This is a genomic window from Klenkia sp. PcliD-1-E (assembly GCF_024124375.1).
Taxonomy (GTDB): Bacteria; Actinomycetota; Actinomycetes; order Mycobacteriales; family Geodermatophilaceae; genus Klenkia.
The window spans coordinates 1-26653 of record NZ_JAMXRZ010000035.1 but is presented as its reverse complement, the minus strand read 5'-3'; the positions used below and the strand labels follow the sequence as shown (position 1 = coordinate 26653).

The 26653-nt window shown below is 75.0% G+C and carries 28 protein-coding genes and 1 pseudogene; 21 read left to right on the top strand and 8 right to left on the bottom strand.

Going from position 1 to position 26653, the window contains the following annotated elements:
• Window positions 1-5: 5 nt before the first annotated feature.
• Window positions 6-1103: a glycosyltransferase family 1 protein gene (locus NH342_RS09215; protein WP_253013971.1), complete on the bottom strand. Its 1098-nt coding sequence runs from the start codon at window positions 1101-1103 to the stop codon at window positions 6-8.
• Window positions 1104-1175: 72 nt separating this feature from the next.
• Here NH342_RS09215 and NH342_RS09210 point away from each other — a divergent pair, with 72 nt between their 5' ends.
• Genes NH342_RS09210 through NH342_RS09195 form a run of 4 tightly spaced genes read left to right on the top strand, consistent with a single transcriptional unit; the run spans window position 1176 to window position 5265 of the window.
• The gene (locus tag NH342_RS09210) at window positions 1176-2324 is read left to right on the top strand and encodes a glycosyltransferase family 1 protein (protein WP_253013969.1); all 1149 of its coding nucleotides are present in this window, start codon (window positions 1176-1178) and stop codon (window positions 2322-2324) included.
• Window positions 2321-3214: a glycosyltransferase family 2 protein gene (locus NH342_RS09205; protein ID WP_253013967.1), complete on the top strand. Its 894-nt coding sequence runs from the start codon at window positions 2321-2323 to the stop codon at window positions 3212-3214. Before NH342_RS09210 ends, NH342_RS09205 begins: the two co-directional genes overlap by 4 nt.
• Before the next feature lie 13 nt (window positions 3215-3227).
• Window positions 3228-4319, top strand: coding sequence for a sugar phosphate nucleotidyltransferase (locus tag NH342_RS09200; protein WP_253013965.1), 1092 nt, complete (start codon window positions 3228-3230; stop codon window positions 4317-4319).
• A gap of 19 nt (window positions 4320-4338) precedes the next feature.
• Complete coding sequence (locus tag NH342_RS09195) at window positions 4339-5265, top strand: DNA-3-methyladenine glycosylase (protein WP_253013963.1); 927 nt, start codon at window positions 4339-4341, stop codon at window positions 5263-5265.
• Here the strand turns inward: NH342_RS09195 and NH342_RS09190 are convergent.
• Both NH342_RS09190 and rfbA read right to left on the bottom strand, forming a co-directional pair.
• A complete protein-coding gene (locus tag NH342_RS09190) occupies window positions 5250-5861 on the bottom strand; it encodes a dTDP-4-dehydrorhamnose 3,5-epimerase family protein (protein ID WP_253013961.1) in 612 nt (203 codons plus the stop codon). The two genes, NH342_RS09195 and NH342_RS09190, sit on opposite strands and share 16 nt — an antisense overlap.
• Window positions 5858-6718, bottom strand: a complete 861-nt coding sequence (gene rfbA, locus NH342_RS09185) for a glucose-1-phosphate thymidylyltransferase RfbA (RefSeq protein ID WP_253013959.1) — start codon at window positions 6716-6718, stop codon at window positions 5858-5860. Before rfbA ends, NH342_RS09190 begins: the two co-directional genes overlap by 4 nt.
• A 38-nt stretch (window positions 6719-6756) precedes the next feature.
• On the opposite strand from rfbA, the gene rfbB reads away from it, so the two are divergent.
• Both rfbB and rfbD read left to right on the top strand, forming a co-directional pair.
• Window positions 6757-7752: a dTDP-glucose 4,6-dehydratase gene (rfbB, locus tag NH342_RS09180; protein WP_253013957.1), complete on the top strand. Its 996-nt coding sequence runs from the start codon at window positions 6757-6759 to the stop codon at window positions 7750-7752.
• Window positions 7749-8627, top strand: a complete 879-nt coding sequence (rfbD, locus tag NH342_RS09175; protein ID WP_253013955.1) for a dTDP-4-dehydrorhamnose reductase — start codon at window positions 7749-7751, stop codon at window positions 8625-8627. Before rfbB ends, rfbD begins: the two co-directional genes overlap by 4 nt.
• Here rfbD and NH342_RS09170 read toward each other — a convergent pair.
• Window positions 8615-9688, bottom strand: coding sequence for a coenzyme F420-0:L-glutamate ligase (locus NH342_RS09170; protein ID WP_374209421.1), 1074 nt, complete (start codon window positions 9686-9688; stop codon window positions 8615-8617). The two genes, rfbD and NH342_RS09170, sit on opposite strands and share 13 nt — an antisense overlap.
• Window positions 9672-10622 (bottom strand): 2-phospho-L-lactate transferase, encoded by a 951-nt coding sequence (cofD, locus tag NH342_RS09165; RefSeq protein WP_253013951.1) that lies wholly within the window; start codon window positions 10620-10622, stop codon window positions 9672-9674. The genes NH342_RS09170 and cofD overlap by 17 nt, the downstream gene beginning before the upstream one ends.
• Before the next feature lie 303 nt (window positions 10623-10925).
• On the opposite strand from cofD, the gene NH342_RS09160 reads away from it, so the two are divergent.
• The gene (locus tag NH342_RS09160; protein WP_253014016.1) at window positions 10926-11246 is read left to right on the top strand and encodes a WhiB family transcriptional regulator; all 321 of its coding nucleotides are present in this window, start codon (window positions 10926-10928) and stop codon (window positions 11244-11246) included.
• Between the two features lie 32 nt (window positions 11247-11278).
• The gene (locus NH342_RS09155; protein WP_253013949.1) at window positions 11279-12094 is read left to right on the top strand and encodes a hypothetical protein; all 816 of its coding nucleotides are present in this window, start codon (window positions 11279-11281) and stop codon (window positions 12092-12094) included.
• A gap of 9 nt (window positions 12095-12103) precedes the next feature.
• Here NH342_RS09155 and NH342_RS09150 read toward each other — a convergent pair whose 3' ends face one another.
• The 3 genes from NH342_RS09150 to NH342_RS09140 form a co-directional block, all read right to left on the bottom strand.
• A complete protein-coding gene (locus NH342_RS09150; protein ID WP_253013947.1) occupies window positions 12104-12973 on the bottom strand; it encodes a hypothetical protein in 870 nt (289 codons plus the stop codon).
• A 109-nt stretch (window positions 12974-13082) separates the two neighbouring features.
• Window positions 13083-13538, bottom strand: coding sequence for a metallopeptidase family protein (locus NH342_RS09145; protein ID WP_253013945.1), 456 nt, complete (start codon window positions 13536-13538; stop codon window positions 13083-13085).
• Window positions 13539-13576: 38 nt separating this feature from the next.
• Window positions 13577-14329 carry an SDR family NAD(P)-dependent oxidoreductase gene (locus NH342_RS09140; RefSeq protein WP_253013943.1) on the bottom strand — a complete coding sequence of 251 codons (753 nt, stop codon included), beginning with the start codon at window positions 14327-14329 and terminating at the stop codon, window positions 13577-13579.
• A 106-nt stretch (window positions 14330-14435) separates the two neighbouring features.
• Here NH342_RS09140 and NH342_RS09135 point away from each other — a divergent pair, with 106 nt between their 5' ends.
• From NH342_RS09135 to NH342_RS09075, 13 genes and pseudogenes are all read left to right on the top strand, one after another.
• Window positions 14436-14789 carry a DUF3499 domain-containing protein gene (locus NH342_RS09135; protein ID WP_308200629.1) on the top strand — a complete coding sequence of 118 codons (354 nt, stop codon included), beginning with the start codon at window positions 14436-14438 and terminating at the stop codon, window positions 14787-14789.
• A gap of 62 nt (window positions 14790-14851) precedes the next feature.
• Window positions 14852-15199: a GtrA family protein gene (locus tag NH342_RS09130; RefSeq protein WP_253013939.1), complete on the top strand. Its 348-nt coding sequence runs from the start codon at window positions 14852-14854 to the stop codon at window positions 15197-15199.
• Between the two features lie 90 nt (window positions 15200-15289).
• Entirely contained in the window at window positions 15290-16666 is a 1377-nt protein-coding gene (locus NH342_RS09125; protein ID WP_253013937.1) for a phosphomannomutase/phosphoglucomutase, read from the top strand.
• A gap of 29 nt (window positions 16667-16695) precedes the next feature.
• Window positions 16696-16866 (top strand): Trm112 family protein, encoded by a 171-nt coding sequence (locus tag NH342_RS09120; RefSeq protein ID WP_374209422.1) that lies wholly within the window; start codon window positions 16696-16698, stop codon window positions 16864-16866.
• A complete protein-coding gene (locus NH342_RS09115; protein ID WP_253013933.1) occupies window positions 16863-18020 on the top strand; it encodes an SIS domain-containing protein in 1158 nt (385 codons plus the stop codon). The genes NH342_RS09120 and NH342_RS09115 overlap by 4 nt, the downstream gene beginning before the upstream one ends.
• The gene (locus NH342_RS09110) at window positions 18017-19015 is read left to right on the top strand and encodes a cation diffusion facilitator family transporter (RefSeq protein ID WP_253013931.1); all 999 of its coding nucleotides are present in this window, start codon (window positions 18017-18019) and stop codon (window positions 19013-19015) included. Before NH342_RS09115 ends, NH342_RS09110 begins: the two co-directional genes overlap by 4 nt.
• Window positions 19016-19026: 11 nt before the next feature.
• Entirely contained in the window at window positions 19027-20199 is a 1173-nt protein-coding gene (manA, locus tag NH342_RS09105; RefSeq protein ID WP_253013929.1) for a mannose-6-phosphate isomerase, class I, read from the top strand.
• Between the two features lie 40 nt (window positions 20200-20239).
• Window positions 20240-20482: an AbrB/MazE/SpoVT family DNA-binding domain-containing protein gene (locus NH342_RS09100; RefSeq protein WP_253013926.1), complete on the top strand. Its 243-nt coding sequence runs from the start codon at window positions 20240-20242 to the stop codon at window positions 20480-20482.
• 221 nt (window positions 20483-20703) lie between these two features.
• Entirely contained in the window at window positions 20704-22191 is a 1488-nt protein-coding gene (gene ahcY / locus NH342_RS09095; protein ID WP_253013924.1) for an adenosylhomocysteinase, read from the top strand.
• 115 nt (window positions 22192-22306) lie between these two features.
• Window positions 22307-23011, top strand: coding sequence for an MtrAB system response regulator MtrA (gene mtrA / locus NH342_RS09090; protein ID WP_374209420.1), 705 nt, complete (start codon window positions 22307-22309; stop codon window positions 23009-23011).
• A gap of 7 nt (window positions 23012-23018) precedes the next feature.
• On the top strand, window positions 23019-24620 hold the full coding sequence (mtrB, locus tag NH342_RS09085; protein WP_253013922.1) for an MtrAB system histidine kinase MtrB: 1602 nt from the start codon (window positions 23019-23021) through the stop codon (window positions 24618-24620).
• On the top strand, window positions 24617-26329 hold the full coding sequence (locus NH342_RS09080) for an LpqB family beta-propeller domain-containing protein (RefSeq protein WP_253013920.1): 1713 nt from the start codon (window positions 24617-24619) through the stop codon (window positions 26327-26329). The genes mtrB and NH342_RS09080 overlap by 4 nt, the downstream gene beginning before the upstream one ends.
• Window positions 26330-26383: 54 nt before the next feature.
• Window positions 26384-26653: pseudogene (locus NH342_RS09075) on the top strand (ComF family protein); the annotation flags it as partial.

Below are 26653 nucleotides of genomic sequence, written 5' to 3'. Positions count from 1 at the left end.
CGGTGTCAGCCGGCGGCGCGCCGCAGGACGGCCAGGGTGCCGCGGGCCGCGGCGTGCCAATCCAGGTGCGCGGCGCGGGCGCGGGACGCAGCGGCCAGGGCGTCGTGCCGGGTGCCCGCGGCCTCGAGCAGGCCGTCCGCGACGGCGTCCTCGTCCAGCGGGTCGACCAGGACGGCGGCGCCGGCCGCGACCTCCTCCATCGCCGTCGCGCGTGAGGTGACCACCGGGACGCCGTGGGCCATGGCCTCGGACACGGGCATGCCGAAGCCCTCCCGCAGCGACGGGAAGCAGAAGACGTGCGCCCCGGCGTAGGCGTGCGCGAGGTCGCCGGCGTCCAGCCTGCCCAGCACGTGGACGCGGTCCTCGCCGACCCCCGCCAGCCGGTCGCGCTCGGTGCCCCAGCCCTCGGGGCCGACCAGCACGAGGTCCAGGTCGGCACCGGCCCGGACGGCGCCGGCGAACCCGGCGAGCAGGCGCGGCAGATTCTTGCGCGGCTCCCGGGTCCCGGCCCACAGCACGTAGGGCCGGGTCAGGCCGTGCCGCCGACGGAGGTCCGCGACGCCCTGCGGGGTGGTCGCACCGGCCCGGACCCCGTGCAGGACCACGTGCACCCGCTCCCGCTCGATGCCGGCCGCGACGCAGTCCTCCGCGGTGGCCGTCGACGGCACGATCACCGCCACCGCCTCGTCCCGGGCGATGGCCAGGCCGCGCTCGAAGAAGGCGACGCCGTTCGGGGTGAAGTGCTCGGGCTCGTGGCGGAAGGCCAGGTCGTGCACCGTCACGACCAGGGGCACCCGCCGCCCGGGCACGGCCCAGGTCGTGGCGTGCACGACGTCGGCCCGGCCGGTGCGGGGCAGGCGCGCCCGCTGCCAGGCCCGGTACAGCAGTGCGCGGGGGAGGGGCACCCGACGGACCGGCACACCGAGCGGGCCGTCGGTCGGTGGGGCGCCGCGGTGCAGCGCGGACACGCCGGTGACGGCGACGTCGTCGAGGTCCCGGTAGGCGCGCAGCAGTTCGCGGATGTAGGTCCCCGACCCGCCCGGCGCCGGCTGCCAGCACTGCTCGACGGTCATGGCGACCCGGAGGGCGTCGGTGGCGGCCACGGGTCGAACCTAGCCGCCGGGTGCCGGTCACCGGCGCCGCGCGCCGTAGGGTGGCCGGGTGGTGAGCCGCGCGTGACCCTCCGGGTGCTCGTCGACGCCACCGCCGTCCCGGCCGACCGCGGGGGCGTGGGCCGCTACCTCGACGCGCTCCTCCCGGACCTCGTCCGCCCGGGGGTCGAGATCGAGGTCGTCGTGCAGGACCGCGACCGTGACCTGGCCGCCGCGACCGGGGCGCGCGTCCTGCCCGTGGCCGGGTGGGCCGGCCGCCCGGCGGCCCGGCTGGTCTGGGAGCAGGTCGGCCTGCCGCTGCTGGCCATGCGCCGGCGGCCCGACGTGCTGCTCAGCCCGCACTACACGATGCCGCTGCTCGCGCCGGTCCCCGTCGTGGTGACCCTGCACGACGCGACGTTCTTCACCGACCCCCACCTGCACTCCCCGGTCAAGGCGCGCTTCTTCCGCGCCTGGACCCGCGTCTCGGGACGGCTGGCGGCGCACCTGGTCGTGCCGTCGGCGGCGACGGGGGCCGAGGTGGCCCGCGAGGCCGGGGTCCGTCCGGACCGGACGACGGTGGCCCACCACGGCGTGGACACCGCCCTGTTCCGCCCGCCCGCCACCGCGGACGCGGAGCGGGTGGCGCAGGCGCTGGGGCTCGCCGGCCGGCCCTGGGTGGCCTTCCTGGGCACCATCGAGCCGCGCAAGAACGTCCCCGCCCTGGTCCGCGGGTGGGCCCGCGCCGTGGCCGACCGCCCGGACGCGCCGGCGCTCGTGCTGGCCGGCGGCCAGGGGTGGGACGACCAGGTCGACAGCGCCGTGGCAGCGGTCCCCGCGGACCTCACCGTGGTGCGCCCGGGCTACCTGCCGCTGGCCGACCTGCCGGCCCTGCTGGGCGGTGCCCAGGTCGTCGCCTACCCCAGCCTGGGCGAGGGGTTCGGGCTGCCGGTGCTGGAGGCGATGGCCTGCGGGGCGGCGGTGCTGACCACCGACCGCCTCGCGCTGCCGGAGGTGGGCGGCGACGCGGTGGCCTACTCCGGTGTCGAGGACACGTCGATCGCGGCCGCGCTGCGCGGGCTGCTCGACGACGACGAGCGCCGCGCCGAGCTCGGCCGGGCGGCGCGCGAGCGGGCGGCCGGGTTCACCTGGGCCCGCGCGGCCGACCGGCACCTGGAGGCATTCCGGGCCGCCGCCGGCACCGGCCCGTGGTGGCGGAGGAGGCGCACGTGAGCGGGACGCTGCGGGTCGTGGCGGTGACCTACTCGCCCGGGGAGTCCCTGGGGCCGTTCCTGGACAGCCTGCGCACGGCGACCCGGCTCGCCCTCGACGTGGTGCTGGCCGACAACGGGTCGACCGACGGTGCGCCCGAGGCGCAGGCAGCGCGGCGCGACGACGTCCGGGTGCTCCCGACCGGGGGCAACATCGGCTACGGGGCGGCCGTCAACGCCGGCCTCGCCGACGTCCGGTCGGGCTGGGCGCTGGTCGCCAACCCCGACGTGGTGCTCGACCCCGGATCGGTCGACGAGCTCCTCGCGGCCGCGGCGCGCTGGCCGCGCGCGGCGGTGGTCGGGCCGGCCATCGCCACGCCCGAGGGCGACCTCTACCCCTCGGCCCGGGACCTGCCGTCGCTGTCCACGGGGACCGGCCACGCCGTGTTCGGGTGGGTCTGGCCGGCCAACCCCTGGACCGCCCGCTACCGCCGCGAGCGCGAGGCCCCGCGGGAGCGCCCGGCCGGCTGGCTGTCCGGGTCCTGCTTCCTGGTCGACCTGGAGGCCTTCCACGCCGTCGGCGGCTACGACCCCGGCTACTTCATGTACTTCGAGGACGTCGACCTCGGCGAGCGCCTGGGCCGGGCCGGGTACCTGAGCGTCTACGCCCCGACCGCGACGGTCACCCACGAGGGCGGGCACGCCACCCGCAGGCAGCCGCACCGCATGCAGCGGGTGCACCACACCAGCGCGCTGCGCTACCTGGCCGGCCAGTACCCGCGCCGTCGGCACGCACCCCTGCGGGCGGCGCTCCGCGCGGGGCTCGGCGCCCGGATGCTGGTCTCCTACGTGAGCGGCCGGGTCGGCGCCGGCGCGGCCCCCCAGCAGCAGCTCGACCCCCCCACCCCCTGACGAGAGGCTCCCCGTGCGGCACGCAGTGATCATGGCCGGCGGCTCCGGGACGCGGCTGTGGCCGCTCTCCCGGTCCGCCCGGCCCAAGCAGCTCCTCGACGTGGTGGCCGAGGAGGGCGGCGGTGCGCACAGCCTGCTCGCCGAGGCGTTCACCCGGCTGCAGGCCGTGCTGCCGACCGAGCAGATCTGGGTGTGCACGGCCGCCCGCTACGGCGACATGGTCCGGGCCGCGCTGCCCGAGCTCGGTGCCGACCGGCTGATCCTGGAGCCGGTGGCCCGCGATACCGCCAACGCGGTGGGCCTGGCGGCCGCCCTCGTCGCCGATGCCGACCCCGACGCCGAGCTCGCCGTCGTGTCGGCCGACCACGTCATCCGGCCCGTCGAGCGGTTCGCCGACGCGCTGCGCACCGCCTACGACTGCCTCGCCGTCCGGCCGCGGTCGCTGGTCACCCTCGGCATCACGCCCACCTCGCCGGCCACCGGCTTCGGCTACGTGCAGAAGGGCGCGCCCACCGAGGTCGCCGGCGCGGCCGAGGCGGCCTCCTTCCGGGAGAAGCCGGACCTCGCGACGGCCCAGGGCTACCTGGACTCCGGGGAGTACCTCTGGAACTCCGGCATGTTCGTCTGGCGGGCGCAGACCGTGCTGGACGCGCTGCGCGACCACCTGCCGGAGTCCGCCGACGGGCTGGCCCGGATCGTGGCCGCCGACGACCGGCAGGCTGCTCTGCAGGAGGTCTTCCCGACCCTGCCGAAGATCAGCGTCGACTACGCGGTGCTCGAGCCCGCGGCCACCGAGCCCGGCCGGGTGCTCGTGGTCGACCTGGACGTCGACTGGCTCGACGTCGGCTCCTGGCCCGCCCTGGCGCACACCCTGGACACCGACGACGCAGGCAACGCCGTCCGCGGCCCGGTCGTCGCCCTGGACAGCAGCGGCAACGTCGTGCTCTCCGACGACCCCGACCACCTGGTCGCCCTCGTCGGCGTCCGGGACAGCGTCGTGGTGCACACCGCCGACGTGACCATGGTGTGCCCGGTCGGGGACGCCGAGCGGGTCAAGCAGCTGCTCGCCGCCGCCGAGGAACGCTTCCCCGGCCGGTACGCCTGAGACGCCTACCCTCGGGTCCGTGACCGCCGCGACCGTCCTGCCCCGGGAGCGGACCTGGCAGGCCGACTGGCCGCTGGACGTGCGCCGCGCGTTGTCACCGCACCGGCACGGGCACAGCGACCCCACGCTGCAGTACGCCGACGACGGCGCGGCCTGGCGCACCACCACCACCCCCGACGGCGCGGCCACCGTCCGGCTGACCGCCCGGGCGGGGCTGGTGCGGGCGCAGGCCTGGGGCCCGGGTGCGGCGTGGGCGCTGGAGGCGGTCCCGCGGTGGCTGGGCGCCGACGACCGGCCCGAGGACTTCCCGGCCGACCGGCACCCGCTGGTCGAGCGGCTGCACCGGGCCTCCCCGTGGCTGCGGATCGGCGGCACCGGCCGGGTCTGGGACGCCCTCGTCCCCGCCGTCCTGGAGCAGAAGGTGACCGGCATCGAGGCGCACCGCACCTGGGTGCAGCTGTGCCGGCTGGCCGGCGACCCCGCGCCGGGGCCGGCGCCGGCCGGGATGCGGGTGGCGCCGTCGGCCAAACGGGTCCGGGCGGTGACCGACTGGGAGTGGCACCGCTGCGGCCTGGACGGCGCCCGGCGCCGCGCGCTGCTGGCCGTGGCCTCGGTGGCCGGTCGGCTGGAGTGCGACGACCACACCGACTGCGAGGGCCTGCGTCGTCGGCTGCGCTCGGTCCCCGGCATCGGGGTGTGGACGGCGGCCGAGGTGGCGCAGCGGGCGATCGGCTGCCCCGACCAGGTCAGCGTCGGCGATTACCACCTGAAGAACCTGGTGGGCTGGTCGCTCGCGGGCCGGAAGACCGACGACGCCGGGATGCTGGAGCTGCTGGAGCCCTTCCGCGGCCACCGGCAGCGCGTTGTCCGGCTGCTGGAGGTCGGGGGGTCCCGCCCGCCGAAGCGGGGCCCGCGGATGTCCCCGACCGACTACCGGCGGTTCTGAGCGCGAAGCTCCTCGTACCGGGCGGTGCACTGCTCCATCGTCGGCAGCAGGCCCCGGTCCCGTGCCTGTGCCAGCGTGGGGGCGGCGGTGTCCTTGGCCGACAGCTCGAACTCGACGTCGGCGGGCCAGGGGAGCGCGAGGTCGGGGTCCATCGGGTGCACGCCGAACTCCCGCCCGGGGGAGTAGCCGGTGGAGACCAGGTAGGTGACCGACGTCCGGTCTTCCAGCGCCACGAACGCGTGGCCGAGGCCCTCGGCCAGGTAGACCGCGCGGGGGTGCTCGCTGTCCAACTCCACGGCGTCCGCGGTGCCGAACGTCGGTGACCCGATGCGGACGTCGACCACGACGTCCAGCACCCGGCCGGCGGGGCAGTAGACGTACTTCGCCTGCCCCGGGGGCACCAGAGCGAAGTGCACGCCGCGCAGCACGCCGCGGGCGGACACCGAGTGGTTGGCCTGGGCCAGGGTCAGCGGGTGGCCGACCGCCTCGGTGAGCACGTCGGCCCGGTACCACTCGGTGAACCGGCCCCGGTTGTCGCCGTGCGGAACCAGGTCCAGCACGTAGGAGTCGGGCACGGCTAGCTCGCGGACGTTCACGCCAGCAGCCCCATCAGGTAGTCGCCGTAGCCGCTCTTGGCCAGCGGCTCGGCCGCCCGCCGGAGGCCGTCGTCGTCCAGCCAGCCGTTGCGCCAGGCGACCTCCTCGATGCAGCCGATCTTCAGGCCCTGCCGCTCCTCGACCACCGAGACGAACTCGGTGGCCTGGCGCAGCGAGGCGAAGGTGCCGGTGTCCAGCCACGCGGTGCCGCGGTCCAGCGCGGTGACGGTCAGCCGGCCCTCGCGCAGGTAGTGCTCGTTGACGGCGGTGATCTCCAGCTCGCCGCGCGCGCTGGGGGTGATCGAGCGGGCGACGTCGACGACGTCGGCGGCGTAGAAGTACAAGCCCGGCACGGCGAAGGAGCTCTTCGGCGCGGCCGGCTTCTCCTCGATGGAGGTCACCCGGCCCTCGTCGTCGAACTCGACGACGCCGTAGGCCGCCGGGTCGGCCACGTGGTAGGCGAACACGTGCCCGCCGTCGGGGTCGGGCAGCCGGGACAGCGCTGTCCCCAGGCCCGCGCCGTAGAAGATGTTGTCGCCCAGCACCAGGGCCACCGACTGGTCGCCGATGAACTCCGCACCGATGAGGAACGCCTGCGCCAGGCCCTCGGGCCGGGGCTGCACCGCGTACTCGATCCGCATGCCCAGCCGCGACCCGTCGCCGAGCAGGTGCTCGAAGGCCGCCTGGTCGGCGGGGGTGGTGATGACCAGCACCTCGCGGACACCGGCCATCATCAGCGTCGAGAGCGGGTAGTAGACCATTGGCTTGTCGTAGACCGGCATCAGCTGCTTGCTGACCGCCTGCGTGATGGGGAAGAGCCGGCTGCCGGTGCCACCGGCCAGGACGATGCCGCGCATGCCCGAAACCCTACGGGCGCCCCGATACCGTCCTGCTCATGCGCGTCCTCGTCACCGGCGGTGCCGGCTTCATCGGCTCCCACTACGTCCGGACCATGCTCTCCGGCGGCTACCCGGGCTACGAGGACGCCGAGGTGACGGTCTTCGACAAGCTGACCTACGCCGGCAACCTGGCCAACCTCGCCCCGGTCGCCGACAGCCCCCGGTACCGCTTCGTGCAGGGTGACATCTGCTCGCCCGCCGACCTGGATGCGGCGCTGCCCGGTCACGACGTCGTCGTCAACTTCGCCGCCGAGTCCCACGTCGACCGCTCCATCACCGGGGCGGCCGGGTTCGTGCTGACCAACGTCCTCGGCGCCCAGCAGGTCTTCGAGGCCTCGCTCCGGCACGGGGTCGGCCGGGTCGTGCACGTGTCCACCGACGAGGTCTACGGCTCGATCGACGAGGGATCGTGGACCGAGGACCACATCCTCGAACCCAACTCGCCGTACTCGGCAGCCAAGGCCGGCAGCGACCTGATCGCCCGCGCCTACGCCAAGACCTACGGGCTCAACATCTCCATCACCCGGTGCAGCAACAACTACGGGCCGTACCACTTCCCTGAGAAGGTCATCCCGCTGTTCGTGACCAACCTGCTCGACGGCAAGACGGTCCCGCTCTACGGCGTCGGCGCCAACGTGCGCGACTGGCTGTTCGTCGACGACCACTGCCGGGGCATCCAGCTGGTCGTCGAGAAGGGCGGGCCGGGGGAGTACTACAACATCGGCGGAGGCCGCGAGCTGTCCAACCGCGAGCTCACCGAGCAGCTGCTGGCCGCCACCGGCCGCGACTGGTCCTACGTCGAGGAGATCGTCGACCCCCGCGGCGGCGGCCACGACAAGCGCTACTCCGTCGACTACTCCAAGACCGCCGGGCTGGGCTACGCGCCGCGGATGACCTTCGAGGACGGCCTGGCGCTGACCGTGCAGTGGTTCCGCGACAACCGCGCCTGGTGGGAACCGCTGAAGGCCGCGGCGGCCACCGCCCGCGCGTGAGCACGGCCTGGTTCGTCACCGGCGCGCGCGGCCAGCTCGGCCACGACCTGCAGCTCGCGTTGGCCGGGTCCGGGGACGACGTCACCGCCGTCGGGCGGGCCGAGGTGGACCTGACCGACGAGGCGTCGGTGCGCGGCGCGGTGCGCTCCTGGCTCGCGGGGGTCAGCGCGCACCGTGCGGTGGTGGTCAACGCCGCGGCCTACACCGCCGTGGACGCCGCGGAGGACGACGAGGCGACCGCGCTGGTGGTCAACGGGTACGCCCCTGGCTGGCTGGCTCAGGAGCTCGTCGGGCGCGGGCGGCTGGTGCACGTGTCCACCGACTACGTCTTCGACGGCAGGGCCACCGAGCCCTACCCGGTCGACGCGCCGACCGCGCCGCGCTCGGCCTACGGGCGCACGAAGCTTGCGGGCGAGCGGGCAGTCGCGGGCGCCGGTGGGGACGTCGCGGTGGTGCGCACCGCGTGGGTGCACGGCCGGCACGGGAGCAACTTCGTGCGCACGATGGCCGCCCTGGAGCGGTCGCGGGACACCGTCTCCGTGGTGGAGGACCAGGTGGGCTCGCCGACCTGGTCGGCCGACCTCGCCGCCGGGCTGGTGGCGCTGGGCCGGGCCGAGGGGCCAGTTCCGCCCATGCTGCATTGCACGAACGCTGGCCAGGTCAGCTGGTTCGGCCTGGCGAGGGCGGTCTTCGCCGAGCTCGGTGAGGACCCCGCCCGGGTCCTGCCCACCACGTCGGCGGCCTTCGTCCGTCCGGCCCCGCGGCCGGCCTACTCGGTGCTGGACGGCAGCGCGTGGGACGACGCCGGTCTGCCCGCCCGCCGGGACTGGCGGGCGGCCCTGCACGAGGCGATGGCCTCGGGCTACCGGGACTGACCGGCCGGCGCACCCAGCCGGATGCGGCCGACCAGCGACGACCCGCCTGGGGAGCCGACCGGCTCCCACCGGGTGGCCCAGCCCTCGGCGTGCAGCTGCACCAGCGCGGCCCCCAGCAGTGCGCCCAACGCCAGGGCGGTGGCCGGGGTCGAGGCGTCGGTGAGGTGCACGTCGACGACGTCGTCCTCCTCGCTGCCGTAGGAGAACACCACCGGGAACTCCGGCAGCGCCGCGACCGCGACGCGGAACGCCGCCGCCACCGCCTCCAGCGCCCCGGGCCGGGGCACGACGGCGGCCGCGGGGCTGCGGGCGGGCACCAGGTCGCGGGTGCCGAGTGCGAACAGGTCGCCGGGACCGAGCCGGACCAGCGGTCGGGTGCCGGCGTCGTCCTCGGGCGGGGTGACCGCCAGGCCGCGGACCACGGCGACCGGGACGCCGGCGAGCTTGCCCTTCACCAGGTCGGCCGCCGCGGCCAGCTCGTCGACCAGCGCGACCTGGGTGGTCTCCAGCCGGTTGCCGTGCGCGTCGACGTCCCCGCGGTGGTCCAGCAGCGCCGGGATGCCGGCCGACCCGACGGCGACGTCGGTGAGGCCGTCCCGCCAGGTGCGGCCGAAGGTGTCGCTGACCACGACCGCCACGGTCACGCCGAGCAGCTCCTGGAGCGCGGCCCGCAGCCGCCGCGCCGAGGCGTCGGCGTCCTCGGGCAGCAGCACCAGGGTGTCGCCGGCGGTGTTGGACGCGTCGATCCCGGCCGCGGCCACGACCCAGCCGTGCCGGGTCTCCACGATCTTCAACGGGCCGCGGCGGGCCACCACCCGCACGGTCTCGGCGTCGATCGCCCGCTGCCGGACTGCCTCCCGGTCGGCACCCGCCGGCACGGCGACCAGGTTGCCCTCGACCTTGGAGACCACCTTGCTGGTCACGACCACGACGTCGCCGTCGGCCAGCCAGGGCGCCGCTGACGCCACGGCACCGGCCAGGTCGTCGCCCGGGCGGAACTCGGGCAGGCCGGTGACCGGCGTGATCGTCAGGCCCGGCGTCGGTTCACCCACGTGCGGCATCCAACGCCGCCTGCGCCATCGCCTGCGTGGCCGGGGGGTCGGTCATGAGCAGCGGCACCCGCCGCACGTCCACGCCGGGCACGTCGGCGGTGTCGTTCTCGTGCACCAGCCAGGCGTCCAGCAGCCCACCGTCGGACCGGGCGCCGTAGTGCCGCCCGACGCCCTCGGCGCTGACCTCGACGCCGATCGCCGGCAGGCAGCGGTCGGCCATGCCCCGCAGCGGGGCTCCGTCCACCACCGGGGACAGGCCCACCACCCGGGCGGGCGAGGCGAGCAGTGCATCGCGCAGGCCCGGGACACCGAGCACGGTGCCGACGGAGACCACCGGGTTGGACGGCGCGATCAGCACCGCGTCGGCGTCGGCGAAGGCCTCCACCACGCCGGGCGCGGGCCGGGCGTCGTCGACGCCGACCTGCACGAAGGCCTCGGCGTCCAGCGCCGCTCGGTGGCGGATCCACCACTCCTGGAAGTGGATGGCCTGCTGCCGGCCGCTGTCGGGGTCGGTCACCACGACGTGGGTCTCCACCCGCTGGTCGCTCATCGGCAGGAGGGTCACGCCGGGGTCCCAGCGCTGGGCGAGGGCCAGGGTGACCTCCGACAGCGGGTAACCGGCGTCAAGCATCCGGGTGCGGACGAGGTGGGTCGCCAGGTCCCGGTCGCCGAGGCCGAACCAGGTCGGCTCGGCGCCGTAGGCAGCCAGTTCGTCCTTCACGACCCAGCTCTCGTCGCGGCGACCCCATCCCCGGACCGGGTCGATTCCGTCACCGAGCGTATACATCACCGAATCCAGGTCCGGGCAGATGCGCAGGCCGTGCAGGGTGACGTCGTCGCCGGTGTTCACGACGGCCGTGATGTCGGCGTCCGGGGCCGCAGCACGCACCCCGAGCAGGAATCGGGCGCCGCCGATGCCGCCGGCCACGACCACGATCCGCATGCACACCATGGTGCCTGATGGCAAGACCCGTTCTCGAGGCCGGATCCGTGTCGGAATGATCTGGACCAAACAACTGGGTTCGTCAGGCAGAAGTTGTCCAACGGGGCGGCGTGTCTCCGGGCTTGGTGACGCTTCCGGAACCCTCCGTGACCGCTGTGACGCGTGTGGCGGGTGGGACGAACGGCTCGACTTGACCCCACCCAACTGACACGGCTGTAATTCCCTCGGTGTCACCAAGTGCGCGCCGTCGGGAGTGGCCCGATGATCACGCACTGTGACGAGAGCGAGAGGGGACGCATCGTCATGGCCGAGGTGTCGTGGTTGAGCGAGTACAAGCAGCAGCAGGCCGGCAGCGGCGTCGCCGGGTTCAGCGCCCTGAGCTGGTCCGCCGGGCTGGAGGACGAGGACCAGGGGTGGCAAGAGCGCGCCCTGTGCGCCGAGACCGACCCCGAGGCGTTCTTCCCGGAGAAGGGCGGCTCGACCCGCGAGGCCAAGAAGATCTGCACCGGGTGCGAGGTCAAGGTCGAGTGCCTGGAGTACGCCCTGGGCAACGACGAGCGCTTCGGCATCTGGGGCGGTCTGTCCGAGCGCGAGCGGCGCCGCCTGCGCCGCCGGGCGGTCTGAGCCCCACGTCCGGCGTGGGCCACCATGGACGGGTGATCACCCGGGTGGCCCGAGGACGGGCAGAGGTGGTGCGGGAGATCCGCGCCGCCGCCCCGCTCCTGGCAGGACCAGCGACACCGACCACCGCCCGCGGGCCCTGGCTGGCCGCCGCGTTGCACGCGGCGCCGGTCCCCGTCCCCCGGGTGCGCCACCGGGCCGTGGTCGTCGATGCGCACCAGCAGGGCCGTCCCGACGGGGCGGCCCTGCTGTCGTCCGCACCCGTGCTGCACCGCGGTCGCCGGGTCACCGTCCACCGGCTGCTCGGGGACGGCGGCCCGCCGGGTCCGCCCGGCGTTGCTCCCCGACGGCTGCCGGCCGCCGATGCCGACGCAGCGGCGCTGTTGGCCGACGGTGTCGTCGACATGGTGCTGGGCACCCGCGGCCCGTGGCAGCTCGAGCTCACCGGCCTGCCGCTGGGCGACCCGGTCCTCGCCGCGGTCGGGGCCCGGCTCGGCACGGGCGCGGTGTTCCGCACCACCCGCAGCCGGGCCCTGGTGGACGGCCTCGACGACGTCGGCCCCGTGCGGCGGTCCACCGACCCCGGCGAACTGGAGCGGTGGCTGCCGGCCTTCCTGGCCCATCGCCCGGCCCGCTCCCGCCTCGCCGACGTCCGCACGCTCATCCGGGTGCACGCGGCCGCGGGGGTCCTCGAGCACGCCGTCGTCCCTGCCGGTGACGGTGCCCGGGCGGGCCTGCTCACCCTGCTGGACGGCGCCGCCCGCCGTCCCTGGTTCGGCTTCGGGCCGGGCCTGCACGACGCGCCGGGGCAGCCATGGGTGTCACTCGTCGCCGACTCGCGCGGCCGCTGACCCGGCGGGTCAGCCGACGGACAGGCTGCCCCCGGGCAGCGCGTCCGCCACGCCGTCGCCCAACCGGAGCGTGCCGGTGACGGTGCCGCGGCGGTCGGCCACCTCGACGTCGAGGGTGTAGCTGCGGCCGGTGTAGGACGGCGCCGACCCGTTGGGCCGGGTGTAGGTGGGGAAGGAACCGGTCAGCTGCACCCCGTCGCCGGTGCGCGTGGTCGACAGCTCGGGCGAGGGCAGGTCGGCGTACTCCACCAGGCCGCGGCGGCAGTCGGCAGTGGCGGGGTCGGCCGGCGGGGTGTCGGCCAGGCAGTTCCACACCGCGAGCTCGACGTGGGCGACGCTGCGTTCGCCGTCGCCGCTGGCCCGCAGCCTCGGGTAGGCCACCGTGACGCCGACGGCCCGCGGTTCCAGCACCACGCCGGCGAAGGAGACCTCGGCGGTGAACCCGTCCGCACCGGGCGCCAGGTCGGTGCCGGCCAGGTCCCCGGCGGCCGCGGCGGTCAGCGGCGCAGCCGGCGTCGGTGTGGTGGTCGCCGCGGTCGTGCCCGTCGCGGCGCTGGTCGGGCCGGCGGTGCTGTCCGCAGCCGATCTCCCCGGGTCCCCGCCGCCGACGGTGACGGCCGCGACGACGGCGCCGGCGACCACGACGACCGCGCCGGCGAGGGCGACGCGGCGCCGGCCCCACCTCCTGCCGGCACCCTCGGCGCCCGCTCCGCCCGCTCCGCCGGCCAGCCGGTCCGGGTCGGCAGCGGTGCCGGCCGAAGCCTCCGTGGTCGACGCATCGGCCCGGTCGTCGGCGGCCGGCCCGGCCGGCAGGGCCCGAGGGGAGCCGGGCGGTGCGGTGAAGAAGCCGGGCAGGTCGTCCAGCTCCCGGGCCGGCAAGCCCGGTGGTGGGGGAGGGTGCACCGGCTCCGCGGGTGCCGCCCGGGCACGCCACCACCGATGCCCCCGCGCCCCGTCCGTCACGACCCCAGTGTGCCAACCGGTGGGATCAACCAGTGGGGTCGATCTCCTCGGGGTCGCGACCGAGCAGGACGGCCACCTGGTCGACCACGACGTCGCGCACGAGGTCGGCGAGGTCCTCGGGGTCGTGGGCCCGGATCTCCAGGGGACGCCGGTAGACCACGATGCGCGGCGGGTGGTCCACACCCCCCTCCCGCCGGCCGGGGAGCACCCGGGCCAGCGGCACGCTCCCGTCGTCGAGGACGTCGGCGTCCAGCACCACCTCGTCGGGGCTGGAGTGGTCGACCCAGGGCACGTCCTCGACGGCGAACTCCACGCCGGCGAGCTCCTTCTCCCAGTTCCGCTCGATGTCCTCGACGGCGTCGAGGACGAGGTCGTCGAACTGCTCGGACCGGCTGCGGGACAACGGCACCCCGGGCGGGACCAGTCGGCCCCGCAGCCCGCGGCCGTGCCGGTCGCGGCGTCGGGCGGGAGGTCGAGGCATGGCGGGGAGAGCCTACGGCCCGGCGGTGGTGTCGGTGCTCACCGCGGCAGCCGGCGCCACAGCGGCCGGGGCATGACCCGGAAGGCCAGGGCGACCCAGCGCAACGACCCCGGGACCCACACGATCCCCCGCCCGCTGCGCAGACCGGCGACGGCGGCCGTGGCGACCTCGGACGGCGTGCTGGACAGGGGTGCCGGCGACATCCCCGCCGTCATCCGGCCCACCACGAAGCCTGGGCGCACCAGGACCACCCGCAGCAGGCTGCCGTGCAGGCTGTCCTGCAGGCCGGCGACGAAGCCGTCCAGGCCCGCCTTCGCCGACCCGTACACGTAGTTGGCCCGGCGGACCCGGACCCCGGCGATCGAGGAGAAGACGAGCACCGTGCCGCCCCGGTCCTCGAGTGCGGCTCGCAACCGGGTGAGCACGGCCACCTGCGCGACGTAGTCGGTGTGCGCGACGGCCGCGGCGTGTGCCGGGTCGTGCTCGGCGCGGGCCTGGTCGCCCAGCACCCCGAACGCCAGCACGACGACCGGCCGGTCGAGCCCGTCGAGGGCGGACTCGAGCGCCTGCCGGTGGGAGGCGACGTCGTCGGCGTCGAAGTCGACCTCACGGACGACGGTCGCCCCGGCGGCACGCAGCAGCGCCGGCTGGTCATCCGCACCCGGACGGGGACGGCGGGCCAGGACGACCTCGCGCGGTCCGTCGGCGAGCAGCGCGTGCACCACGGCCAGCCCGATCTCGCTCCGGCCGCCGAGCAGGACGACGGGGGACGGGGTCCGCGGTGAGGGCACGTGCCCATGGTCCACGCCCCGACCGCGGGCCCGTTCGGGGCGGCACGCGGAGTGCCTGCTGACGAAGTGCCGCGGGCGCGGTTATGGTGCCAGCCGTGAGGCAACGGTGGTGAGGCAGTCGCGGCGCTGCTCGCGCAGCGGGTGTGCGCAACCCGCGGCGGCCACGTTGACCTACGTGTACTCGGAGTCGACGGCCGTGGTGGGCCCGTTGGCGACGTACTCCGAGCCGCACAGCTACGACCTCTGCGAATTCCACGCCGAGCGGCTCACCGTGCCCCGCGGGTGGGACGTCGTCCGGCACGAGGTCGACTCCGAGGACGCCGGTCCCACCGGGGACGACCTCCTGGCTCTGGCCGACGCCGTCCGCGAGGCCGCCCGGCCCGAGCCCGAGCGCGACCCCGCCGACGACGGATCGGGAACCCGGCGCGGTCACCTGCGCGTCCTCCCCAACCTGCCCTGACCGCGTCCCCCGCCGGCGGTGCCGGGCGGCGGAGCCTGCTGGGTCAGCTCGGTCGCTTCGTCGTGGTCGGGCTGCTCGGCGCCGTCGTCGACCTGTCCGTCTACCACCTCGGCCTGGCCCTAGGGCTGCCCTTCACCGCTGCCCGTGCGATCTCCTTCGTCTGCGGCACCGCGACCGCGTACGCCCTCAACCGGCGGTGGGCCTTCCAGGTCGAGGGTGGCGCGCGTCGGGCCGGCGGGTTCGCCCTGCTGTACGGCAGCACGTTCTTCGTGATCCTCGGCGTCAACGCTGCCGCGCTCGCGCTGCTGCCCGACGCGTGGTGGCGCGTCACCCTCGCCTGGGCGCTGTCCCAGGGCTTCGGGACCGTCTGCAACTTCATCGTGCTGCGCTGGGTGGTCTTCCGGAGCTGACCCTCGGGTCCACCCGTGGGCGGCTAGGGTTCGATGGTCACGGTGGGGCCCACGGGCCCGTCCGACCGAACCGACCCGAGGTGGAGCGCAGTGCCCGATCTGTCGACGATCATCAAGGCCTACGACGTCCGGGGCGTGGTCCCGGACCAGTGGGACGAGACCGTCGCCCGCGCCATCGGCGCGGCCTTCGCCGAGTTCGTGCACGCCGAGTCCGGCGCCACCGCGGTGGTCACCGCGCACGACATGCGCGACTCGTCGGTGCCGCTGTCCCGGGCCTTCGCCGAGGGCGTGCTCGAGCGTGGCCTGGACGTCGTCGAGGCCGGCCTGGGCTCCACCGACATGCTCTACTTCGCCGCCGGCAGCCTGGACCTGCCCGGGGCGATGTTCACCGCCAGCCACAACCCGGCGCAGTACAACGGGATCAAGATGTGCCGCGCCGGCGCCGCCCCCATCGGGCAGGACTCGGGCCTGGTGCAGATCCGCGCCTGGGCCGAGCAGTTGCTCGACGGCGGCACCGTGTTCGACCGCGAGGTTGCCTCGCCCGGCACGTCCAGCGCCCGGGACGTGCTCGGGGAGTACTCCGACTACCTGCGCGGTCTGGTCGACCTGTCAGGGAGCCGTCCGCTGAAGGTCGTGGTCGACGCCGGCAACGGCATGGGCGGGCACACCGTGCCCGTCGTGCTGGCCGGGTTGCCCCTGGACGTCGTCCCGATGTACTTCGAGCTCGACGGGTCCTTCCCGAACCACGAGGCCAACCCCCTGGACCCGGCCAACCTGGTCGACCTGCAGCGCGCGGTCCCCGAGCACGGCGCGGACATCGGCCTGGCCTTCGACGGCGACGCCGACCGCGTCTTCGTCGTCGACGAGCACGGCGACCCGGTCAGCCCGTCCGCCATCACGGCGTTGGTCGCTGTCCGCGAGCTCGCCCGGGGCGTCGGGACGACGATCATCCACAACCTGATCACCTCCTCGGCGGTGCCCGAGATCGTCCGGGAGCACGGCGGCGAGCCCGTGCGCACCCGGGTCGGGCACAGCTTCATCAAGGCCGAGATGGCCCGCACCGACGCCGTCTTCGGTGGCGAGCACTCCGCCCACTACTACTTCCGCGACTTCTGGCGGGCCGACACCGGCATGCTCGCCGCGCTGCATGTGCTGGCGGCCCTCGGCGAGCAGCCCCGGCCGCTGTCCGAGCTGGCCGAGGCCTACAGCCGGTACAGCGCGTCCGGTGAGATCAACTCCACCGTCGCCGACGCCGCCGGGCGCACCGCCGAGGTCCGCGAGGCCTTCACCGCGGAGGGCGGCGCCGTCGACGAGCTCGACGGGTTGACCATGAGCCTGCCCGACGGCTCCTGGTTCAACCTTCGCGCCAGCAACACCGAGCCGCTGCTGCGGCTCAACGTGGAGGCCCCCGACGAGGCCCGGATGGTCGAGATCCGCGACCGCGTGCTGGGCATGGTGCGCGCGTGAGCGCCGACCCCCGGTCGGCGACCCTGGGCATCGACCCGGCGCTGCTGCCGATCCTCGCCTGCCCCGACACCCACCACAGCCCGCTCACCGTCGACGCCGCGGCCGGCGAGCTGTTGTGCACGACCTGCGACCGGGCCTTCCCGGTCCGCGACGGCATCCCGGTGCTGCTGCTGGACGAGGCGCGGCACCGGTCGGCATGACCTCGCCGGAGCTGGCCGAGGAGGTCCTCGACGACCCCGAGCTGCTGCGCGCCCGGGACCCCCGGGGGCTGCTGCCCGCCATGGCCGGCGCCGGGGCGCAGGTGCGGGAGACCGCCAGCCTGACCCGGGAGGCCGGGCTGGAGCGGGTGACGGCGGCGGGCCGTCCCCGCGGCCTCGTCGTGGTCGCCCGTCGCGAGGGCGCGGTCGCTGCCGCCGTGCTCCGGGCGCTGCTGGGCCCGGCCAGCCCGGTGACCGTCGACGTCGTCCCGGGCCCCCAGCTGCCGGTCTGGATGGGCGCCTCCGACGTCGCGGTGGTCGCCACCCGCACCGGTGCCGGCGCCTACGCAGTCACCCCGGCGCACGAAGCGGCCCGGCGCGGCGTGGCCGTGGTCGGCATCGGCGCCGAGGGCGCCCCGCTGCACGCCACCTGCGCCGGGGGTCGGGCGCCCTACGTGCCGTTGCCGCCCAGCCGCGTGCAGCACACCACGTTGTGGTCGCTGCTCACCCCGATGCTGCTGCTGGCCGGCGACCTGGGGCTGCTGGCCCCCGACCTGGCCGACACCGCAGCCGTGGCCGACGCCCTGGACGCGGTCGCCGCCGACGGCGGGCCGGTCACCCCCACCTATGCCAACCAGGCCAAGACCCTTGCGCTGGAGCTGCTCGACGCGCTGCCGGTGCTGGTCGCCGAGGGCCCGCTCGCCTCGGCCGCCGCCGGCCGGGTGGCCGACCAGCTGGCCACGCTCGCCGGGCTGCCCGCCCCCACCTTCCGGCTGCCCGACCAGCGGGTCGCCGCCGAGGCCGTGCTCGGCGGCCCGCTGGCCCCCGACGCCGCGGAGGACTTCTTCCGCGACCGCGCCGAGGACGAGGCGCGGCGGCTGCGGCTGATCACTGTGCGGGACAGCCACGCGCCCGATGACGGCCGCGGCGAGCGCGACCCCCGGTCGGCGTCGGAGGCCTTGCAGCAGGTGCTGCGCACCGCCACCGAGCGCACGGTGCCCGTCACCGGACTGGCCGACCAGGGTGCCCCCGAGGGCGCCGGGCGGCTGGTCACCGTGGCCCGCCAGTTGCTGGCCGGTGACCTCGCCGCGGTGTACCTGGCGCTGGCCCTCGACGCCGAGCGGTCACGGGCAGGCGGGGGCAGACTCCTCCCGTGACGCAACCAGCCACGCCGGCCGCCGACGCACCGCAGGAGCAGGGAGGCGGCCACGGGGGCGGGGCGAAGGCCGTGGTGGCGGCGCTGCTGGCCAACCTCGGCATCGCCGTGGCCAAGTTCGTCGCCTTCCTGGTGACCGGGGCCTCCTCCATGCTCGCCGAGGCCATCCACTCGGTCGCCGACTCCGGCAACCAGGTGCTGCTGCTGATCGGGGGCCGCACGTCCCGGCGGGCCGCCGACGCCGAGCACCCCTTCGGCTTCGGCCGGGACCGCTATGTCTACGGCTTCCTGGTCGCGGTGGTGCTGTTCAGCGTCGGTGGCTGCTTCGCCGTCTACGAGGGCGTGCACAAGATCCTTGCCCCCGAGGAGCTCACCAGCCCGGTGTGGGCGTTCGGCGTGCTGGGCGTGGCGATCGTGCTGGAGTCCTTCTCGCTGCGGACGGCCAAGAAGGAGACCGACGCCGTCAAGCGGCCGGGGGAGAGCTACTGGGCCTTCATCCGCCGGGCCCGCGCGCCCGAGCTCCCCGTGGTGCTGCTCGAGGACACCGCGGCGTTGTCGGGTCTCGTGCTGGCCCTGGTCGGCGTCGGGTTGACCGCGGCCACCGGGGACGGCCTGTGGGACGGGCTGGGCACCGTGGCCATCGGCCTGCTGCTCGTCGCCGTCGCGTCGGTGCTCGCGGTGGAGACCAAGAGCCTGCTGCTGGGCGAGGCCGCGACCCCCGACGTGCAGCGTCGGATCGAGCAGGCCCTGGCCGGCGGCGAGCACGTGGAGTCGGTCATCCACCTGCGCACCCAGCACCTGTCGCCCGAGGAGCTGCTCGTGGCTGCCAAGATCGCCGTCCGGCACGACGACACCGCCGAGGCGGTCGCCCGGGCCATCGACGAGGCGGAGTCCCGCATCCGTGACGCCGTCCCGATCGCGACCCTGATCTACCTCGAGCCCGACATCCGCCGGGCCGGGACCGCCGTCCCCGATGCGGGGGCGACTCCCCGGTAGCCTGCCGGACGATGTGGCAGATACAGAGCAGCGTCCGGCACTACGACTGGGGTCACGAGTCGATCATCCCCGAGCTGATGGGGCTGGAGGCCGACGGCCGGCCCTGGGCCGAGCTCTGGATGGGGGCCCACCCCGACGAGCCGAGCCTGCTGCCCGACGGCCGTGGTCTGGACGCCGCGATCGCCGACGACCCGGCCGGCCTGCTCGGTGAGCCGGTGCGCCGACGCTTCGGCGACCGGCTGCCCTTCCTCATGAAGGTGCTCGCCGCGGGTTCCCCGCTCTCGCTGCAGGCGCACCCCACCAAGGCGCAGGCCGAGGCCGGCTTCGCCGCCGAGGAGGAGGCCGGGGTCCCGCGGGACGACCCGACGCGCACCTACAAGGACGCCAACCACAAGCCCGAGATCCTGTGCGCGCTCACCCCGGTCGAGGCGCTGTGCGGGTTCCGGCCGGTGGAGGAGTCCCTGCACTGCCTGGCCAAGCTCCAGCTGCCCGAGCTCAAGCCCACCATCGCCGCACTCGCCCGGGGCGGCCTGAAGGTCGCCGTCCCCCAGCTGCTGGCGCTGTCGGGCCGGCGCCGGGAGTCGCTGGTCGCGGCCGTCGCGGAGCGCGCGGCGGCGTCGGTGGCCGCCAACGACCCCGAGTTCGTCAACACCTACCGCTGGGCCGCCCGGCTGGCCGAGAAGTACCCCGGCGACCCCGGCGTCGTCATCTCGCTGATGTGCAACCACCTCACCCTGGAGCCGGGGGAGGCGGTCTTCCTGCCCGCGGGCAACCTGCACGCCTACCTGGCCGGCAGCGGCGTCGAGCTGATGGCCAACTCCGACAACGTGCTGCGCGGCGGGCTGACCCCCAAGCACATCGACCTGGCCGCGCTGGTCGAGGTCCTGGACTTCACCGACGGCAAGGTGCCCGTCCTGCGGCCGGTCCTGGGCCCGGGCGGGCTGCGCTACCCCGTCCCGATCGACGACTTCGACCTGACCCGCGTGGCGGTCGACACCGCACCCGGCGAGCTGACCACCCCCGGCCCGCAGATCCTGCTGTGCGTCGAGCAGACCGCCGTGCTCGAGGCGGGCGGGGAGCAGATCACCCTGGCTCCCGGCGGTGCGGCGTTCGTGGCGGCTGGGCAGACGGTGCACGCCAGCGGGCCCGCGGTGCTGTTCCGGGCGACGACCGCGCTGCTCTGAGTCCGTGGCACGCCACCGGCCTGCAGTGCACCATGCCCCCATGGGCACCACGGCCGTGATGGGTCAACAGGGTTGCCTGGTCATCCCCGTCGAACTGCGCGACGCGCTCGACCTCCGCCCCGGCGACGAGCTGCACATCACCGTCGAGGAAGGGCGGCTCGTCGTGCAGAAGCCGGCTGCCCCGGCACAGACGCTGCGAGGCAGCCTGGCCGGTCTGCACGCCGAGCGCTCGCTGGTCGACGAGCTGCTGGCCGAGCGGCGCGCCGAGGCCCAGCACGGGTGACGGTGTTGGACTACCCGGGGCGATGACCCGGAGGACGTGATCGGGAGGTCGCCGACATGAGGGATGACGTCCACCTCATCCGCTGACCGGGGCGACGTCGCCGTCGGGCGGCTATCGTGGACGACGGCACGAGCCCCGCCGAAGCCTCGGCATGCTCGCTCACGAACAGATCCGACGCAGCCGCAGCCACCGGGCGCGGCCGGGACAATCTCTGGAGCGACATGACCGCCAGCACTGGCGCGCGCACCCTGACCGACGGCGACTTCAAGGTCGCCGACCTCTCCCTCGCCGGCTTCGGCCGCAAGGAGATCACCCTCGCCGAGCACGAGATGCCCGGCCTGATGGCCCTGCGCGCGGAGTACGCCGACGAGCAGCCCCTGGCCGGCGCCCGCATCGCAGGCTCGCTGCACATGACCGTGCAGACCGCCGTCCTCATCGAGACCCTGACCGCGCTGGGCGCCGACGTCCGCTGGGTCTCCTGCAACATCTTCTCCACCCAGGACCACGCCGCCGCGGCCATCGCCGTCGGCCCGGAGGGCACCCCCGAGGCCCCGGCCGGCGTCCCGGTGTTCGCCTGGAAGGGCGAGACGCTGGAGGAGTACTGGTGGTGCACCCAGCGCCTGTTCGAGTTCCGTGACTCCTCGGGCACGGTCATCGGCCCGAACATGATCCTGGACGACGGCGGCGACGCCACGATGCTGGTCCACCTGGGCACCCGGTTCGCCGCCGACGGCGCGGTACCGGACACCACCGAGAGCGACAGCGAGGAGTTCGGCGTCGTCCTGCAGGTGCTGCGCGACACCATCGCCGCCGACGACCAGTACTGGACCCGCATCGGCGAGGGCATCAAGGGCGTCACCGAGGAGACCACCACCGGCGTGCTGCGGCTCTACGAGCTCGCCCGCGACGGCCGCCTGCTCTTCCCGGCGATCAACGTCAACGACTCGGTCACCAAGAGCAAGTTCGACAACCTCTATGGCTGCCGGCACTCCCTCATCGACGGCATCAACCGCGCCACCGACGTCATGATCGGCGGCAAGGTCGCCGTCGTCTGCGGCTTCGGCGACGTCGGCAAGGGCTGCGCCGAGGCGCTGCGCGGCCAGGGCGCCCGGGTCATCGTCACCGAGATCGACCCCATCTGCGCGCTGCAGGCCGCGATGGAGGGCTACCAGGTCACCACCCTGGACGACGTCATCGGGTCCGCCGACATCGTGGTCACCACGACCGGCAACAAGGACATCATCTCCGCCGAGCAGCTGGCCGCCACCAAGCACCAGGCGATCATCGGCAACATCGGCCACTTCGACAACGAGATCGACATGGCCGGCCTGGCCCGCACCCCGGGCATCGTGAAGACGAACATCAAGCCGCAGGTCGACGAGTGGCGGTTCCCCGACGGCCACACGATCATCGTGCTCTCCGAGGGCCGGCTGCTGAACCTGGGCAACGCCACCGGGCACCCCAGCTTCGTGATGAGCAACTCCTTCACCAACCAGGTGCTCGCCCAGATCGAGCTGTGGGGCAACCGCGCGGCCTACGAGGGCCAGACCCCCGGCGTCACCGTGCTGCCCAAGCACCTGGACGAGAAGGTCGCCCGGCTCCACCTGGACTCCCTCGGCGTCAAGCTCACCGAGCTGACCAAGGTGCAGGCCGAGTACCTCGGCGTCCCGGTCGAGGGTCCGTACAAGAGCGACCACTACCGGTACTGAGGCTTCGCCTCGGGACGGCGACGTCCCGCTGAGCGGGGCTGACATCTGTTCCGCTCGACGAGGCCCCCGGGATGCTCCGCATGCCGGGGGCCGTCGAGCGGGCACACTGTGCAGCGTGCCGTCCCCTGTTGCTCCTGGAAGTGCCCGCGGACGCGTGCTGGTCGTCGACGACGACGCCGCGCTCGCCGAGATGCTCGGCATCGTGCTGCGCCGGGAGGGCTACGAGCCGGCCTTCGTCGCCGACGGCGCCCGTGCGCTGTCCACCTTCAACCAGGTCCGCCCCGACCTGGTCCTGCTCGACCTGATGCTCCCCGGCCGCAACGGCCTGCAGATCTGCGGCGACATCCGCGCCCAGTCCGCCGTCCCGATCATCATGCTCACCGCCAAGGGCGACACCATCGACGTCGTGCAGGGCCTGGAGGCCGGCGCCGACGACTACGTCACCAAGCCCTTCAAGCCCGTCGAGCTGGTCGCCCGGGTGCGCTCGCAGCTGCGCCGGGGCGAGACCGGCCAGGCCGAGACGCTGAGCATCGGCGACCTGACCATCGACGTCCCCGCCCACCAGGTCAGCCGGGACGGCGAGGCCATCGCGCTGACCCCGCTGGAGTTCGACCTGCTGGTCGCGCTGGCCCGCAAGCCCCGCCAGGTCTTCACCCGCGAGCTGCTGCTGGAGCAGGTCTGGGGCTACCGGCACGCCGCCGACACCCGGCTGGTCAACGTGCACGTGCAGCGGCTGCGGTCGAAGGTCGAGCGCGACCCCGAGCGCCCGGAGGTCGTGCTGACGGTGCGCGGGGTGGGCTACAAGGCCGGCCCCGCATGACCCGGCGGTGAACCGCCGCGCGGCGGTCACCGCCACCCTCCGCCGGTGGACGGCGGCCGGCTGGCGGGCCTGGCGGTCCTCCCTGCAGCTGCGCATCGGCGCGATCACCATGCTGGTGGCCGGCGTCGTCGTCGTGGTGGTCAGCGTCGTGCTGTTCAACCAGATCAAGAACCAGCTGCTCGACGTCAAGCGCGAGGCCGCGATCGACCAGGCGCAGTCCGGCGTGGCCTACGCCCAGTCCCAGGTCTCGGGCATCGCCACCGGGGACGCGGCCAGCGTGCGCACCACACTGGCCCGCACCGTCCGGGAGCTGCAGAGCCGCAACGGCGAGGCCGGCAACTTCGACACCGTGCTGGTGTACCGCACCGGCGACCAGGCCCGCTCGGCCGGCAGCCAGCTCACCCTGTACCGGAACCTGCCGCCGGAGCTGGTGGCCGCCGTGGACTCCGGCACCCAGGTCTGGCAGTACGCCACCGTGCCCGAGGGAGCCGTGCGCGACGTGCCGACCCTGCTGATCGGGGCGCCGGTGCCCATCGACGGCCCCGGCGGGGAGCAGGTCGACCTCTACTACGCCTTCCCGCTGGACCAGGAGCAGCAGACCCTGTCGCTGGTGCGCAGCACCGTGGCCATCAGCGGCATCGCGCTGACCCTGTTCGTGGTCGGCATCGGCGTGCTGGTCACCCGGTTGGTCGTGGGCCCGGTGCGCCGGGCCGCCCAGGGTGCGCAGCGGCTGGCCGAGGGCCGGCTGGAGGAGCGGCTGACGGTCAGCGGCACCGACGACCTGGCCCGGCTGGCCACGAGCTTCAACGCGATGGCCGACAGCCTGCAGAAGCAGATCACCCAGCTCGAGGCGTTGTCGCAGCTGCAGCAGCGGTTCACCTCCGACGTCTCCCACGAGCTGCGCACCCCGCTGACCACCGTGCAGATGGCCGCCGAGGTGCTGCACGAGTCCCGCGGGGACTTCGACCCGGCCCTGGCCCGGTCGGCCGAGCTGCTCTACGCCGAGGTCAACCGCTTCGAGGCCCTGCTGTCGGACCTGCTGGAGATCAGCCGCTACGACGCGGGGGCTGCGCTGCTGGAGGCCGAGCCGACCGACCTGGGCCCGCTGCTGCGCCGGGTCGCCGGGGACCTCACCAGCCTGGCCGACCGGCACGGCTGCGAGCTGCAGGTGCGCACCCCCGACCGGCCGGTCATCGCCGACGTCGACGCGCGGCGGGTGCAGCGGGTGCTGCGGAACCTGGTCGGCAACGCGATCGAGCACGGCGCCGGCCACCCGGTCGAGCTCACCCTGGCCGCCAACCGGACGGCGGCCGCGGTCACCGTCCGCGACCACGGCATCGGCCTGGACTCCGAGGAGGCCCAGCACGTGTTCGACCGGTTCTGGCGGGCCGACCCGGCCCGCGTGCGCACCGTCGGCGGATCGGGGCTGGGCCTGTCGATCAGCCTGGAGGACGCCCGGCTGCACGGTGGCTGGCTGCAGGTGTGGGGCCAGCCGGGCCAGGGCGCGCAGTTCCGGCTCACCCTGCCGCTGACCGTCGGCGCCGAGCTGACCGGGTCGCCGCTGCCGCTGCGCCCGGTCGTCGTCCGCCGGGTCAGGAGCCCGCGGTGAGGCTCGGGGCCGCGGTCGCCGCGCTGGTGGTGCTGGGCTCGGTGGCCGGGTGCGGCACCGTCCCCGACAGCTCGGCGCCGGTGCAGATCACCCAGGTCGCCGAACCGCCCGAGGACGTCGGCATCGAGGCGCTGCCACCGGTGGCCGGCGCCAGCCCCGAGGAGGTCGTGCGCGGCTTCGTCGACGCGATGGCCAGCACCACCCGCAACCACCCGGTGGCCCGGCAGTACCTGACCGCCGAGGCCGCCGGCGACTGGGACGACACCGACGGCGTCACGGTGATCAGCGCCGACTACGCGCCGGTGGCGTCGGCGGACGGCAGCGTCACCCTCACCGCCGGCCTGGTGGGCAAGGTGGACACCCAGGGCTCCTTCACCGTGGGCGCCGGGCAGGCCTTCTCCTTCACCTTCGCCCTGGTCGAGGAGGACGGGGAGTGGCGCATCGCCAACCCCGAGGACGGCCTGGTGCAGCTCGAACCCGACTTCGCCCGCACCTACGACCAGGTCGACGCCTACTTCCTCGACCCGACCGCCACCCGGGTGGTCCCCGACCCCCGGTTCCTGGTGTCGGGTGACTCCCAGGCCACCGCGCTGGTCGACCGGCTGCTGGCCGGCCCCTCCACCGCGGTGGCCGCCGGCGTCACCAACCCCGCCGCCGGCGTCGAGCTGCGCAGCAACGTGTCCGTCGACCAGCAGGTGGCCACGGTCGACCTGACCGGCCTGCCCACCGGGGGCGCCGACGCCCTCAACGTGCTGTGCGCGCAGCTGGTCTGGTCCCTGGACCAGCTCGACGACGTCCGGGCCGTGCGGGTGACCGTCGACGGCGAACCCGTCGACCTGCCCGGCGTCCCCGGCGTGCAGACCGTCGACGACTGGGCGTCCTTCGACCCCGACGCGGTGCCCGCCGCCTCGGTCGGGCACTACGTCGCCGACGGGGCGCTGCGGACCGTGGCCGCCGGCGAGCCCGTCCCGGGCCCGGCGGGGACCGGTCAGCTGGGCCTGGTGTCGGCCGCGGTCACCGCCGACACCCGCACCAACGAGCTGGGGACGACGGTCGCGGTCGGGGTGGCCGGCGGGACGACGTCCCTGCTGGTCGGGCCCTACGGCGGTGACCTGGCCCCGGTGCTGAGCGGGGGCAGCTTCACGGTGCCCACGGTCGCGGCCACCCGCGAGGAGGTGTGGACGGTGCGCGACGGCAGCGAGGTCATCCGGGTCCCGACGACCGGCTCGCCGCAGACGGTCAGCGCCACCACGCTCCCCGGGCTCGGCCCGGCCCGGGTGTTCCGGCTCTCGCCGGACGGGGTCCGCGCGGCGGTCGTGGTGGACGGGCCGGACGGCGGCCAGCTGCTGGTGGGCACGGTGGTCCGCGACGAGGACCAGGTGGCGGTACGCGACCTGCGCGCGGTGGCCCCCGAGCTGTCCCAGGTCGTCGACGTCGGGTGGCGGACCGCGTCGGACCTGGTGGTGCTGGCCGGCGCCCGGGACGAGGACGGCACCGCGCCCTACGGCGTCGGGGTCGACGGGTGGGGCCTGGACGCGCTCAGCAGCGCGGGGCTGCCGGCCCAGCCCACCGCGGTCGCCGCGGCGCCGTCCCGCCCGGTGCTGGTCGTGGCCGGCGGCACCCTGTGGCAGCTGGCCGGGGGCACCTGGTCGACCCTGGTCCGCGGGCAGGGCCCAGTGGCCGGCGGGAGCCCGTTCTACCCGCTCTGACCGCTGTCCACAGGCCGGGCCCGCGACGGTCCGGGTGCGGGCACGATCGGCGCCGTGCTGCGCGCGCTGCTCGACCACCTGCTCGACCCGCTGGTGGACCTCGTGCTGCCGCGGGTGTGCGCCGGGTGCGGCCGGCCCGGTCACCTGCTCTGCCCGCGGTGCGCGGTGCTGCTGACCCGGCCCCGGCTGGCCGCCCCCCGGCGGCACCCGGACGGCTTCCCGCCCACCGTCGCGGCCGGGGCGTACGCGGGGCCGGTCCGCCCGGCCGTCGTCGCGTTCAAGGAGCGGGGCCGCGCGGAGCTGGCCGGTCCGCTCGGTGCTGCG